The sequence below is a fragment of the Alcanivorax nanhaiticus genome (assembly GCF_000756665.1).
Classification (GTDB): Bacteria; Pseudomonadota; Gammaproteobacteria; order Pseudomonadales; family Alcanivoracaceae; genus Alcanivorax; species Alcanivorax nanhaiticus.
Genome location: NZ_ARXV01000004.1, coordinates 257,848 through 271,591, shown reverse-complemented (window position 1 = coordinate 271,591; position 13,744 = coordinate 257,848). Strand labels below are relative to the sequence as shown.

The window sequence follows — 13,744 nt, the reverse complement described above, 5'->3', positions numbered from 1 at the left end:
CAGAGCCGGTTGGCCGCCAAGGGGATAACTCGTAACAATTCTTCGACGGAGGTGGCTGATGGCAGCGCAACGTGAGCAGCTGGAGGGTCCTGCAGGCAGACTGGAAGCCGTCATAGAGCAGGGCAGTGATGCGCCGGACTTCATCGCTATCGTTTGTCATCCCCATCCTTTGTTTGGCGGCACCATGGATAACAAGGTCGTGACCACGCTGACCCGTCTGGTTCGGGACAAGGGCGGAGTGGTAGTGCGCTTCAACTTTCGTGGCGTGGGGGAAAGCCAGGGGGCTTACAGCGACGGTATTGGAGAAACCGAGGATCTGTTGGCGGTACATAGCTGGTTGCGTCAGCAATGGCCTTCACTGCCCCTGTGGCTGGCGGGTTTTTCCTTTGGCAGTTTTGTGGCGGCACGGGGTGCCGAAATACTGAATGCCAATGGTGATCCGGTAAATCATCTGCTGCTGGTGGCACCACCGGTGCATCACTACGCCTTCGCTGAGATCGAAAAGACCGGCTGCCCGGTGACCGTGGTGCAGGGTGAGGATGACGAAGTGGTGCCTGCGGAGCAGGTGTTTCAGTGGGCGGCTGCTACGCCTCTGGAGCCTGATCTGATTCGTTTTCCGGACTGTGGCCATTTCTTTCATGGTCGACTGGTGGATCTCAAGGAGGCGGCAGCCAGCCATTTGCCTGTCTGACGAGATAATTGCCATCACTTTTGCCCGGCGCTACATTGGCGCGCTTATTTCAGCCATATAGATGACTATGACTCCACTTGAGCAATACCAGGCCGATCTTCAGCGTGAGGACTTCTTTCAGGATGCTGCCCAGTTGCGGGCGGTGGAAGCGCTGGATGATCTTTACCATCGCTTGCTGCAAGAACCCGGCAAAGGGTTGCTAGGTCGGTTTCGTAAACCGCAACCCCAGATGGGATTGTACATGTGGGGTGGTGTCGGACGTGGCAAGACCTATTTGATGGATGTTTTTTTCGAGGCGCTGCCGTTTGAAGAAAAGCGCCGCATGCACTTTCACCGCTTTATGCAGAAGGTGCACAAGGAAATGCGTGAGCGACAGGGGGAGAAAAATCCGCTGATCAATATCGCCCGCAAGTTTGCTTCCCAGGCGCGTGTGCTGTGTTTTGATGAGTTTTTTGTCACCGACATTACCGACGCCATGATTCTTGCCGGCTTGATGCAGGAATTGTTCGCTAACGGTGTCACGCTGGTAGCTACTTCCAATATTGTTCCTGACGGCCTCTACAAGGACGGCCTGCAACGAGCTCGCTTCTTGCCCGCTATCGAGCTGCTCAAGCAGCACACTCAGGTGCTGAATGTGGATGGCGGCACCGATTACCGACTGCGATTGCTGGAACAGGCAGAGCTTTATCACTGCCCATTGGGAGAAGTGGCGGACGCCTTCATGCGTGAGCGGTTCCAGACTCTGGAGCCGGATCACTCTCGCCATCGGGAATCCTGTAATGTGCTGATTGAGGGCCGCAAGATACCGGCAGTGCAGTGTGCGGACGACGTGGTCTGGTTTGATTTCAAGGCGCTGTGTGATGGCCCGCGTAGCCAGACAGATTACATTGAGATCGCCCGCGAGTTTCACACTGTGCTGGTGAGCAATGTGGAGCAGATGAGCGCCAGCAAGGATGATATGGCAAGGCGTTTCATCAACATGGTAGATGAGTTCTACGATCGTGCGGTCAAGCTGGTGATGAGCGCCGAGGCACCCATCGAGGATATCTATGCCGGGGGCCGGCTGGACTTTGAGTTCGAGCGTACTCGTTCACGCCTGCAGGAAATGCAGTCCTCTGAATATCTTGGCCGTGAACACCGCGCCTGATGCGGCTCTGCGATTAAGGCTGGCTCGCCGTTCTTGGCGGGGCTTTCACAAACATTGGCAGGATTTCTCAGGGCCATAATCGCGTGATCTATTCGGTCATTGCGGAAAGATAGGCTTAGTGAACATCATGGGGCATTCTGTGCCCCGGCCTTGTCCGGTTTTGGGGCGACTCCCATAACACGAAACCGGAGAGATTCATGATCCCCCGTACGCTGTTCAGTTCTGACCACGAAACCTTCCGCGATACCGTTCGCAAATTCCTCGAAGCCGAAGCGGTTCCCAACAATGAAGAGTGGGAAAAGCAGGGTGTTGTGCCTCGCGAGGTGTGGCTGAAGGCCGGTGAGCAGGGTTTCCTGTGCCCCATGGTGAAAGAGCAGTATGGCGGCATCGAGGCAGACTTCCTGTACAGCGTGGTGATCAATGAAGAGATCTCTCGTCTTGGCTTGACCGGCATCGGCTGGGGGCTGCATACCGAGATTGTTGCCCCCTATATCCAAAACAACGGTAGCGAATTCCTGAAAGAGAAATACCTGCCGAAGATGGTGACCGGTGAGTGCATTGGTGCCATTGCCATGACCGAGCCGGGTGCCGGTTCTGATCTGCAAGGCGTGAAAACTACTGCCGTGAAGCAGGGCGATCACTACGTGCTGAACGGTTCCAAGACCTTCATCACCAACGGTCAGAATGCTGACATCGTGATCGTGGTAGCCAAGACTGATCCGAGCAAGGGTGCCAAGGGCATCAGCCTGTTCGTTGTAGAAACCGACTCTGAAGGTTTCGAGAAGGGCACTAACCTGAAAAAAGTCGGCATGAAAGCCCAGGATACTTCCGAGCTGTTTTTCCAGGATGTCAAAGTGCCGGCGGAGAACCTGTTGGGTGAAGAAGGCATGGGTTTCATCTATCTGATGAAGGAACTGCCGCAGGAGCGTCTGGGTATCTCTATTGGTGGTCTGGCGATGGCAGAATCTGCGCTTGAGCAAACTATCCAGTACGTGAAAGAGCGCAAGGCATTCGGTAAATCCATTGCCGATTTCCAGAACACCCAGTTCAAGATCGCAGAAATGCATACCAAGCTGCAGGTGGCGCGCACTTATGTGGACCGTTGTCTGGAGCTGCATCTCAAGCATGAGCTGGATATCCCGACTGCGGCTGCCGGCAAGTACTACATCACTGACCTGCAATGTGAAGTGATTGATGAGTGTCTGCAGTTGCATGGTGGTTACGGTTACATGTGGGAATATCCGATTGCCCGGATGTTCGCGGACTCCCGCGTTCAGCGCATCTACGGTGGTACCAACGAGATCATGAAAACCATTATCGCCAAGGCAGTGCTGGCCGACTGATTTCCGGTTTTTGTAATCGCAAAAAGGCTGCCTTCGGGCAGCCTTTTTTATTCCGCTTATTGGCTCTCCCCCTCCTTTCCTCGGCCTGTCATTGGGCTGTACCTGTCTCGCACCCAGAACTTCACGTCGTTTTGACGATGTATTCGCCGTTTTACAAAAAATTGCTTTTTTGAGCAAAACGATAGGCATAGGCTGAGAAATGACCGTCTGGTGATGGTTTTTTATACAAAAAGGGCTGTTTGAGCCCTGCGTGTTTGAGCTGTTTTATTGAGATCAGGGAGAGTCACAATGAAAAGAACAGGCGCTGCAATTGCAGGAGTTGCGCTCGGATTGTTTTCTGGGCCAGCTACGGCAAGTGGTTTTTCAGTTTCTTATCAATCGGTTTCAGCTCTGGGCACCGCGTATGCCGGTGCCGGGGTGCTGAGCGAAAATGCAGCTAATCAATGGTACAACCCGGCCACGTTGGCAGATTTGCGTAGAACGGAAATTTCTGTGCCTGTACATCAGGTCTGGATTGATACCTCCTTTGAAACTGGAACAGGAGGCACCTTCAATGGCCTGGTGCCACAGTCAGGCGCGGGTGCTGGTGATTTCGATGATGTTGAGCCGTTTATTGGCAGTCTTTTTCTGGCGGTGCCGGTCAGTGAAACAATGACCTTTGGTTTAAGTGTGGTTTCACCGTTCGGGACAAAGATCGAATATGAGTCCGGGTGGGGTAATGCTTATGTCACCCCGCCGCCTCCAGGGGGGCTTGGGCCTGTGACGGCAGGTGATTTTTACGCTACTGAGTCTGACCTCCAGACCATCAATATTAACCCCTCATTGGCAATTAAGATTTCAGATCGGTTGAGTGTTGGCCTTGGCGTTAATTATCAAACCCTTGACGCCGATATCCGGAACGCAGCGACCCGGCTTGAGGGGGACGACGACGCCTATGGCTGGAATCTGGGTGCCACCTTCAAGGCAGACGACAATAATCAGTTTGGTGTCGCCTATCGTTCGGAAATGAGTTACGAAGTGGAAGGTGATATCACGTTTTCCAATGCGGGGGCAGCCTTGTCCACGGCAGGGGGCAATCCGGTAGCGCCGGGAAGCTATTCCGGTTCAGCAGATATCGACCTGCCGGCATCATTACAGTTGTCCTATGCGGGGAGTCTGTCTGATCAAACCCAGCTGCTTTTGGGAGTTGAGTGGACAGAATGGAGTACATTGGATGCGCTGGTTGTTGAGAGTGGAAGTCTGGCGTTTAATCCTACCGAGGAATTTGATTGGGATAACACGGTGCGTTACTCATTGGGGCTGAACCATGCGCTTGCTGGTGGCACGGTATTGCGGTTTGGTGTAGCCAAAGAGGATTCTACTCAGAATACCGACAATCGCTCAGCAATATCTCCTGACTCTGATCGTATCTGGGCTACATTGGGGGCCGGTTTTTACCCCAGCGATAACATCAGCATCGATGTGGGATATGCTCATATCTTTGTCGAGGATGCAGATATCAATCGTCTGGATAAAGGTGCCCAGCTGAAAGGCTCCTATGAGCTGGAGGGCGATGTGCTCGGCGCACAATTGAACTACCGTTTCTGACGTTCCGTTCCTGGACGTGATATAAAAGGCGGGCCTGTTCTTGGTTCGCCTTTTTTATGGAGTGTGTTACATGCGTTTTCGTTGCTGGTCCGTGCCACTGTTGGTGATGTTTGCGAGTTCTGCAGTGGCAGAAATTCCGAACAGCTATCGTGCCGAGCGTTGGGAGGGCAGCTTCCGGGTGATTGGCCTGGAAGGCCAGACGGTTCCCGGTGAGCGCGGTTCCAGTGTCGATATCACCGATGATGTGGGCTTCGGTTTTGACATGGCCTACAACCGTGATGAACACCTGTCTTTCGGCTTTGCACTGGAGTGGATAGAGACCGATTTCCGTACCGACAATGATGGCGTGAGCGGTGATGATTTTGATGGTCGTGGTGAGCTGGAAATGACCACCATGAATCTCAACGCGACCTGGCATTTTGTGAATAAAGCGCTGACGCCCTATGTGCATGGTGCTGTGGGCGCGACGTACCTGGACACTAATGTGGCGACAGGGCCATCTGTGCCGGTGTGCTGGTATGACCCCTGGTGGGGATACTACTGTGGGCTGGATACGCCCACCCTCAGCGACACCGTGTTCAGCTACGAGGCGGGTGCCGGGCTTCGTTTGGATATGACGGATACGGCCTTCATGCGCGCTGGATACAGCCGGCAATGGCTGGATGTGGATCGTGGCGTTGGCACCCTGGATCAGGGGTTGTGGCGTTTTGGCATCGGGATGATGTTTAACTGATCTGAAGCAAACCATCTCGGGCTGCATTCTGTCACAGTTGCTGGGCGATCGCTTCAGCCATGGCCCGATAGCCGTGGACACCGGGATGGTAGCCATCCTGAGCCAGCAGTGCGGGATTGTTCAGGGGCGGGTAGCGCAGGCTGGAGACGTTACTGCGGCCCTTGGCCAGTCGCTGATGTTGTTGATTCAGCAAGTGTGCTCGCCAGCCGAGCAGCTGCCTCAGGGGAGCGGGCAGGGCGGTGAAACGGTGCATGGGTGGTACGGCAAGCAGATAAATATGCGCCTGAGGCTGCGTCGCCTGTAGTTGCGCGATCAGTCGCTCCAGCTCAAGAAAATAGCGTTTGCGTGGTGTGAGGCTGGTGGTGTCGTTGACGCCCATGCTGATGAAAATGCTGTCTGCCCTGAGGGGCTGTGCTACAGCCAGTTTGTCCAGCAGGGAGCCCATGCGAATGCCGTTAACTCCAATGGTCTGCCAGTACACCGTTTTTCCTTCGCGCAGATGGCGTTGCCGAGCCAGCTGGCTGGCCAGGCCATCATGATGATGCTCCACTCCCACGCTGGCGGCAGTGGATTCGCCGATGACTAACAGACGTTGCGAGGGGCTGCCGTCGCCCCATTGTCCTTCCGGAGCACCGTGACCTTCCGGCAGCCGCAGGGTGGTGCGCCGGGTATGCAGTGCCTGTGGCAGGATCAGGGGGGCAAGGCAGGCAAGCCCCAGCCAAAAGGGAATGTGCATCAGCCGACAAACATCTTTTTGGCGAGAGGCAGGCTTCTCATGCCGCCTACTGCCACTGTGGTGAGCAGTCCACCGATCATGGCTCCGACGACGCCGCAGGTCATGATGTCCTGGCCTGTCAGATAGAGGCCGGGAATACGGGTCTTCGGTTTGAGCCAATCCTGCTCAAAACGCTCAGGGTTATGATCAAGGCCGTAAATCTCTCCGGTGCTGTAGCGGCAGAAATAGTCCGTTGAGAGTGGAGTGGAGAGTTCGTAGTAGTCCACCTTGCCGCGCAGATGTGGCATTTTCTCGTACAGTTTTCCCAGCAGTCTCTGGGCGTAGGCTTCTTTCATTGCCTCATAATCGTCTCCCCGTTTTCCCCACGGTTTCTCTGCCCAGTCCTGGTACCATTCAAATGGACCGGGTGCCACGATCTCGATGGTAGCCCTGCCCGGGTAGCGCTCTGCAAAACTCGGGTCTTTGGCGGATGGGAAGGAGATGTACGTCAGCGGGATGTCATGCTTGTCAGGGGCCTTTAAAAAACTGTCTACCTGGCTGGCGTGATCGGTGCCGGGGTAAATCCAGAAATTGGTTTTCGGTAACTGCAGGTTTTCGGCACTGTCCTGAATGCCGATATAGAGGCAAACGCTGGCCATGGAACGTTTCACCTGGGCCAGTTTCATCTTGTAGAAGTCCTGGTGCGGAGCGGATGCCGGCAGCAGGGATTCAAAGGTGTTGAAGACCCCCGCATTACTGATTACCGCTGGTGCGAGAATGTCCTGACCGTCAGCCATACGCACGCCCACGGCCTTGCCGTTCTCTACCAGGATTTCTTTCACGTCGGCATAGGTAAACACTTCTCCGCCGCTCTGCTGAATCACCGGGATAATGGTTTTAGCCATTTCGGATGCGCCACCAATGGGGTAGTAGCCGCCGTGCAGGTAGTGGCGGGCGATCAGCGCGTGAATGATAAAGCTTGATTCGGTGGGCACCATGCCGTTGTCACCCCATTGCCCCGTCAGGGCGGCAATCAATTCCTGATTGCTGGTAAGCGTTTCCAGCACTTCCTGGGTCGGTTTGTTGAGGAAGGGCGGTGCCTTGCGACGGGCCAGATGCCGGAATGGGCTGGCCAGCAAATTGGGAAGCACCTTGCCCAGGGTGACGCCGGGCATGGCCTTGGCAACCTGACCGAGATAATCCAGATAGGTATCGATGGCTTGCTCTTCGCCAGGGAATTGCTGCTTGAGATTGTCGGCAAACGCCTTGGGGCCGGCAACCAGATCAATCTGGCGATCACCAATAAACAGTCGGTCATAGACCGGAGCCATGGCTGCCCATTCGAGTTGATCATCGGTCACGTAATCAAACAACCGGCGAGCCATGGTGTGCTTTGCGCCCATGTCGCCAATGTAATGAACGCCCACATCCCATTCGTAGCCATTGCGATCATAACTATGAGTGAAGCCGCCAGCGGTGTAGTGCTGTTCCAGCACGACTACTTTCTTGCCCAGCTTGCTGAGACAGGCGGCTGCTGTGAGGCCGCCAATGCCGGAACCAATGACGATGGCGTCGTAGGGCCCCTCGAGGCGATTGGCTCGATAGCGTTTTCCGACGCGGATAGTGCTGGGTTTGGGGCTGCTCATGCTGTGTCCTCGTTATTCTGGCTGGTTGTTCTGCGAGTAGGGAATGCGACGGCTCCATCCAGTAGCAGGCTGGTGACACCTGCCGCCAGATGGGGTTCGGATTCGGTTGCCGGCAAGTGGCCGTCAATCGTGAGTAGTGACAGGCCATGCACCAGCGACCAGGCAGTGGCGGTCATCAACGACAAGGGCATGGGCTTGAGAAACCCCCGGTCGCGGGCTCTGGCTACGGTATCTTCCAGTACCTGAAAAGCACTTTTGCCGGCACTGTCCAGGCGGGGGTGCACCCCCAGGGGGAGTACCCGGCCGCCAAACATCAGGCGGTAGAGATTCGGTTCGTCCTGGGCAAATGCCACATAGGCAAGGCCAATGCCGATCAGTGCCTGGCGAGGATCGTTCTGGTCCACTTGCAGGAGGCGTTCACGCAGCCATTCAAAGCCTTTGATGGCAAGCTCGGCCAGCAGGCTTTCCCGATCGGCAAAGTGGCGATACAGCGCTGGGGCGCTGACGCCAATCTGCTTTGCCAGTGCACGCAAGCTGATGGCGCTATCGCCGTGTTCGCGGACGATGGACAGTGCCTGCTGGTGTGCCTGCTGCTGCAGGTCGCCGTGATGGTATGCGGTGCGTGCCATGTTGATCCGTTGCTTAAGTTAACGGTGTTAACATTGGCATGGGTGCTATGCAGTCGTCAATAGCTCGGGGCGAAGCTGCTGTAGGAGCCCGGCTCGCCTGGGCGATCCGAGCCCGGGCGAGGAAAGGATTCCAGAAGCGAGTTTCGAGTACCGAGTTTCGAAAACCCAAAACGGCAGCCTGTTCGGGGTTTGCGGTTTTGCCCTTCGAAACTCGGTACTCGTATCTCGAAACTGATTGATTGCCCCTCTTAGGCTCGGATCGTTTGCAGGCAAGCTCCCACAGCAGGTTCTGGCGAGGGTTTTACCGACGCAAAAAGCCCGACCGGTTTGCCGGGCGAGCCTTTTTGCGTCAGGCGTGCAGCGTCTCTCTCAAGGTGCCGGATACGGAAAGCGGGTGTGAATCGCTTCCAAAGCCTTTTCCAGCTCCTTGTCCCAGGGGAGTTCCACGCTTTTGAGGTTTTCCTCAAGCTGCTCAAGGTTGGTGGCGCCAATGATGTTGCTGGTGACGAAGGGGCGGGTGGTGACGAACTGCAGGGCCAACTGGGTGACGCTGATGCCGCGCTCTTCTGCCAGTCGGCAGTAGGCTTCCGTGGCAGCAATGGCCTGGGGGTTGGTGTACCGGGAGAACTGCTTGAACAGGGTCAGGCGGCCCTTCTCTGGCCAGCTATCGTTGCGGTACTTGCCGGTGAGCATGCCGAAGGCCAGCGGCGAATAGGCCAGCAGGCCCACGTTTTCACGATGGCTGACTTCTGCCAGGCCCACTTCATAGCTGCGGTTGAGCAAGGAGTAGGGGTTCTGGATGCTCACCGGGCGGGGCAGGCCGATCTTTTCCGCTTCATGGATAAAGCTCATCACGCCCCAGGGGGTTTCGTTGGAGAGTCCCCAGTGGCGGATCTTGCCGGCATCCATCAATTTCTTGAGGCCGGCCACCGTCTCACTGATGGCAATGCCGTCTTCGCCGTCGCGGTGTTTGTAGCCCAGCCGGCCAAAGTAGTTGGTGGTGCGTTCCGGCCAGTGAAGTTGGTAAAGATCGATCACGTCGGTCTGCAACCTTTTCAGGCTCCCTTCGACGGCGCTGGCCAGGCTGTCGGCGGAAAAGCGCGGGCCGCCACGGATGTGCTTGACGTAGTCACCGGGGCCGGCGGCCTTGGTCGCCAGGATCACCTTGTCGCGATTGCCGGTTCTGGCGAACCATTCACCAATAATGGTTTCGGTAAGGAAGGAGGTCTCCGGGCTGGCCGGCACCGCATACATTTCAGCGGTATCAAAAAAATTGACCCCGTAATCCAGGGCCATATCCATTTGTGCATGGCCCTCTTCGGTGGTGTTCTGGTTTCCCCAGGTCATGGTGCCAAGGCACAGGCTGCTCACGTTCAGATCCGTGTGGCCCAGACGGCGGTATTCCATGGTTCGCTCCTGTTTTACAGTGGGGGGCATTATGCGCGATGATGGCGCCCAATCTGATCACGGCACCTGTTCGTCCACAAGGACGAATCGGCTCTTGGTGATAGTCGAGAGCGTCAATGCAACAAATCCCCCTGTTATCGCTTGTGTTCTGTGGGGGGCTTGGGTAGAATTCGCGCTCTCTTGCCCGGCGGAACCCACGCCGGCGGGTGTTTACTACCCGTAACATTTTGATTTTAGGGCAGAATTCCATGAAGACCTACAGCGCAAAACCGGAAAGCGTAAAGCGCGACTGGTATGTGGTAGACGCCTCCGGCAAAACGCTGGGTCGGTTGGCGACCGAAGTCGCAAGCCGTCTGCGCGGTAAGCACAAGCCGGAGTACACTCCACATGTCGATACCGGTGATTACATTGTCGTAATCAATGCCGATAAAGTGGCCGTTACCGGTAACAAGGCAAACGACAAGATGTACTACCGTCACACCGGTTACCCGGGTGGCCTGAAAGAAGCCAACTTCGCGACTCTGCAGGCTGAGAAGCCTGAGATGATCATCGAGAAGGCTGTAAAGGGCATGTTGCCGCGTAACCCGCTGGGCCGCGCCATGTACCGCAAACTGAAAGTCTATGCTGGCACCGAGCACCCTCATACTGCTCAGCAGCCGCAGCAGCTGGAAATTTAAGGGGTTTTGACGATGGCAACTGTAGAAACCAACTACGGCACCGGTCGCCGCAAGACCTCTTCCGCGCGTGTTTTCCTGCGTGCTGGCAGCGGCAAGATCACCGTTAACGGTCGCCCGCTGGACGTATATTTCGGTCGCAAGACCAACCAGATGGTTGTTCGTCAGCCGCTGGAACTGGTAGAAGCCACTGACAAGTTTGATGTGCTGGTTACCGTAAGTGGTGGCGGCAACAACGGTCAGGCTGGTGCCATCCGTCACGGTATCACCCGTGCGCTGATGGAATACGACGGTGAGCTGCGTGGTCAGCTGCGTCGTGCCGGTTATGTAACTCGTGATGCTCGTGAAGTGGAACGTAAGAAGGTTGGTCTGCGTAAGGCGCGTCGTCGTCCGCAGTTCTCCAAGCGTTGATACTTCCGGTCAACCGGTTCACAAAAAAGCCCAGCAATGCTGGGCTTTTTTGTGTCTAAATCAGGCGTTTAGGGTTTGTGGGCACGGAATAACCGGTTGTCAGGTGTGGGCTTTTTCTTTACCATTTGCGCCGCCTTACTCCGCCCGTAGCACGAGGATGAGCCTCGTGTCCCGGACAAACCCCGAGCGTGGGATCTGAGGGGAGAATAACTCAATGAGCAACGACGGCGTAAACAGCAGCCGCCGCACGTTTTTGATCGGCCTGACCTCGGCAATTGGTGCTGCGGGTGCGGTCGGTGTGGCTGTTCCATTCGTAAAATCCTGGCAACCCAGTGCCAAAGCCAAGAATGCCGGTGCGCCGGTAAAGATTGACATCAGTAAACTGGAATCCGGGCAGCGTGTAGTAGAGGAATGGCGAGGACAGCCCATTTGGGTGGTTCGTCGTACCCAGGACATGCTGGATACCCTGCCTGAGCTGGATGAAAAGCTCCGTGACCCCGCGTCCGAAGCGGATCAGCAGCCGGAATACGCCAAGAATGAATGGCGCTCCATCAAGAAAGAGTATCTTGTTCTGGTAGGTACCTGTACTCACCTGGGCTGCTCCCCTCTGTTTGAAGAGCAACCCACCGTAGAACTGGAGCACGGCGGTTTCTTCTGCCCTTGTCACGGCTCCAAGTTCGATCTGGCGGGACGTGTGTACAAGAGTGTGCCTGCACCGACCAATCTGGTAGTGCCGCCGCATTCATACCTGAGTGAAGGTGTTGTCATCGTCGGCTCTGAAGAAGGGGAGACCAAGGCATGATGGGAATGGTGAATCGCGTTGTCGATTGGGTAGATGCCCGTCTGCCCGTGGTTGACGCTTACAAGCGTCACATGTCCGAATACTATGCGCCGAAGAACTTCAACTTCTGGTACTACTTTGGGGTGCTCTCCATCGTAGTTCTGGTAAACCAGCTGCTCACCGGCATCTGGCTGACCATGTTCTTCTCGCCCAACGAAGGCTTTGCCTCTGTTGAATACATCATGCGTGATGTGGAGTGGGGCTGGCTGATCCGTTACATGCACGCCGTGGGCGCGTCAGCGTTCTTCGCCGTGGTGTATCTGCACATGTTCCGTGGCTTGATGTATGGCTCCTACAAGCCGCCGCGGGAGCTGGTGTGGATCTTCGGTATGCTGATCTACCTGGCGCTGATGGCCGAAGGCTTCCTCGGTTATGTACTTCCCTGGGGCAACATGTCCTATTGGGGGGCTCAGGTGATCATTTCCCTGGCCGGTGCGATTCCTTTCGAGCTGTTGCCTGGCATTAGCCCGGCAGACGCCAAGGAAATTGGCGAAGGCCTGACTACCTGGGTGCGTGGTGACTACCTGCTCTCCACCGCTACCGTGAACAAGTTCTTCGCGCTGCACGTTGTGGCTATTCCGATTGTGCTGCTGGCCCTGGTGGTGCTGCACATTCTGGCGCTGCACGAAGTGGGTTCCAACAACCCGGACGGCGTGGAAATCAAGAAGAACAAGGATGAAAACGGCATTCCGGTAGACGGTATCCCGTTCCACCCTTACTACACCGTGAAGGATCTGCCGGGCGTTATCGTGTTCCTGATGATCTTCGCTGTGGTGATCTTCTTCTTCCCTGATGGCGGTGGTTACCTGCTGGAGAAGCCGAACTTCGAGCCGGCCAACCCGCTGAAGACCCCTGACCACATTGCGCCGGTATGGTACTACGGTCCGTACTACGCCATGCTGCGTGCCACAACCATCGACTTCATCATGTCTTCCAAGGCTTGGGGACTGGTGGCCATGGGTGGTGCCATCGTGATCCTGTTCGTGATTCCGTGGCTGGACCGTCACCCGGTGAAATCGATCCGTTACCGCGGTATCTGGAGCAAGATCTTCATGGCCATCTTTGTCCTGGACTTCCTGATGTTGGGCTACTTCGGTACCCAGCCGGCGACCCCGGGCAAGACCATGATGGCGCAGTTCGGCACGATTTATTACTTCAGCTACTTCCTGCTGATCATGCCGTTCGTGCACAAGTTTGAAAAATCCAAGCCGGTTCCGGAACGGGTAACGGGGGGACACTGATGAAGAAGCTAGCGGTTATTCTTTTCAGCTGCCTGCCGTTGGTCGCGTTCGCGGCTGGCGGTGGCCACAACGAGTACGTCGTCAAGGCGCCGGTTAACCTGCAAGACAAGGTAAGCCTGCAAAATGGTGCCAAGCTGTTCGTTAACTACTGCATGGGCTGTCACAGCCTGCAGTACATGCGTTACAGTCGTCTGGCTGAAGATCTGGGCATTTCCGAAGAGCTGGTAATGCAGAACCTGAACTTCACTACCGACAAGTTCGGTGACCAGATGGAAAACGCCATGCCTGAAGCGGCTGCCAAGAAGTGGTTTGGTACGGCTCCGCCGGACCTGACCATGGTGACTCGCCTGCGTGATGCGGATTGGGTGTATTCTTACCTGATCAACTTCTATGAAGATGAGTCTCGCCCCTTCGGTTATAACAACCATGTGTTCCCGAATGTGGGCATGCCCCATGTGATGGCTGGCGTGGAAGCTGATCTGGGCGAGGACGAGTTCAAAGAGGCCATGGGCGACCTGACCAACTTCCTGACTTACACGGCAGAGCCTGTACGTCTGGAGCGTGAGCGTCTGGGTGTCTATGTGCTGGTATTCCTGGGCATCCTGCTGATCCCGGCTTACCTGCTCAAGAAAGAATACTGGAAAGACGTACACTGATTCGTCAGTAACGCCTCTTTCCA

General features: G+C 55.9%; 14 protein-coding genes. 10 read left to right on the top strand and 4 right to left on the bottom strand.

Annotation, left to right across the window (positions count from 1 at the left end):
• The first annotated feature begins 58 nt into the window (after nucleotides 1-58).
• The 5 genes from Y5S_RS07065 to Y5S_RS07045 all read left to right on the top strand — a co-directional run bounded on the left by Y5S_RS07065 (nucleotide 59) and on the right by Y5S_RS07045 (nucleotide 5,501).
• Nucleotides 59-691 (top strand): alpha/beta hydrolase, encoded by a 633-nt coding sequence (locus Y5S_RS07065; RefSeq protein ID WP_035231631.1) that lies wholly within the window; start codon nucleotides 59-61, stop codon nucleotides 689-691.
• A 67-nt stretch (nucleotides 692-758) separates the two neighbouring features.
• Nucleotides 759-1,838 carry a cell division protein ZapE gene (zapE, locus tag Y5S_RS07060; protein WP_035231629.1) on the top strand — a complete coding sequence of 360 codons (1,080 nt, stop codon included), beginning with the start codon at nucleotides 759-761 and terminating at the stop codon, nucleotides 1,836-1,838.
• Between the two features lie 197 nt (nucleotides 1,839-2,035).
• Entirely contained in the window at nucleotides 2,036-3,181 is a 1,146-nt protein-coding gene (locus tag Y5S_RS07055; protein WP_035231626.1) for an acyl-CoA dehydrogenase family protein, read from the top strand.
• 288 nt (nucleotides 3,182-3,469) lie between these two features.
• Nucleotides 3,470-4,768 (top strand): OmpP1/FadL family transporter, encoded by a 1,299-nt coding sequence (locus Y5S_RS07050; RefSeq protein ID WP_035231624.1) that lies wholly within the window; start codon nucleotides 3,470-3,472, stop codon nucleotides 4,766-4,768.
• Between the two features lie 70 nt (nucleotides 4,769-4,838).
• Nucleotides 4,839-5,501, top strand: a complete 663-nt coding sequence (locus tag Y5S_RS07045; RefSeq protein WP_035231622.1) for an outer membrane protein — start codon at nucleotides 4,839-4,841, stop codon at nucleotides 5,499-5,501.
• 31 nt (nucleotides 5,502-5,532) lie between these two features.
• Here Y5S_RS07045 and Y5S_RS07040 read toward each other — a convergent pair whose 3' ends face one another.
• From Y5S_RS07040 to Y5S_RS07025, 4 genes are all read right to left on the bottom strand, one after another.
• Complete coding sequence (locus Y5S_RS07040) at nucleotides 5,533-6,237, bottom strand: SGNH/GDSL hydrolase family protein (protein WP_035231620.1); 705 nt, start codon at nucleotides 6,235-6,237, stop codon at nucleotides 5,533-5,535.
• On the bottom strand, nucleotides 6,237-7,862 hold the full coding sequence (locus Y5S_RS07035) for a phytoene desaturase family protein (RefSeq protein ID WP_035231618.1): 1,626 nt from the start codon (nucleotides 7,860-7,862) through the stop codon (nucleotides 6,237-6,239). The genes Y5S_RS07040 and Y5S_RS07035 overlap by 1 nt, the downstream gene beginning before the upstream one ends.
• Nucleotides 7,859-8,491: a TetR/AcrR family transcriptional regulator gene (locus tag Y5S_RS07030; protein ID WP_035231617.1), complete on the bottom strand. Its 633-nt coding sequence runs from the start codon at nucleotides 8,489-8,491 to the stop codon at nucleotides 7,859-7,861. The genes Y5S_RS07035 and Y5S_RS07030 overlap by 4 nt, the downstream gene beginning before the upstream one ends.
• Before the next feature lie 369 nt (nucleotides 8,492-8,860).
• Nucleotides 8,861-9,898, bottom strand: coding sequence for an aldo/keto reductase (locus Y5S_RS07025; protein ID WP_035231614.1), 1,038 nt, complete (start codon nucleotides 9,896-9,898; stop codon nucleotides 8,861-8,863).
• A 248-nt stretch (nucleotides 9,899-10,146) separates the two neighbouring features.
• Between Y5S_RS07025 and rplM the strand changes: the two genes are divergently transcribed.
• The 5 genes from rplM (at nucleotide 10,147) to Y5S_RS07000 (ending at nucleotide 13,721) form a co-directional block, all read left to right on the top strand.
• Nucleotides 10,147-10,575, top strand: coding sequence for a 50S ribosomal protein L13 (gene rplM / locus Y5S_RS07020; protein WP_035231612.1), 429 nt, complete (start codon nucleotides 10,147-10,149; stop codon nucleotides 10,573-10,575).
• A gap of 12 nt (nucleotides 10,576-10,587) precedes the next feature.
• Complete coding sequence (gene rpsI, locus Y5S_RS07015; RefSeq protein WP_035231610.1) at nucleotides 10,588-10,983, top strand: 30S ribosomal protein S9; 396 nt, start codon at nucleotides 10,588-10,590, stop codon at nucleotides 10,981-10,983.
• 214 nt (nucleotides 10,984-11,197) lie between these two features.
• A complete protein-coding gene (gene petA, locus Y5S_RS07010) occupies nucleotides 11,198-11,785 on the top strand; it encodes a ubiquinol-cytochrome c reductase iron-sulfur subunit (RefSeq protein WP_035231608.1) in 588 nt (195 codons plus the stop codon).
• On the top strand, nucleotides 11,782-13,065 hold the full coding sequence (locus Y5S_RS07005; protein ID WP_081939697.1) for a cytochrome b: 1,284 nt from the start codon (nucleotides 11,782-11,784) through the stop codon (nucleotides 13,063-13,065). The genes petA and Y5S_RS07005 overlap by 4 nt, the downstream gene beginning before the upstream one ends.
• A complete protein-coding gene (locus Y5S_RS07000) occupies nucleotides 13,065-13,721 on the top strand; it encodes a cytochrome c1 (RefSeq protein ID WP_035231607.1) in 657 nt (218 codons plus the stop codon). The genes Y5S_RS07005 and Y5S_RS07000 overlap by 1 nt, the downstream gene beginning before the upstream one ends.
• Nucleotides 13,722-13,744: the final 23 nt, after the last annotated feature.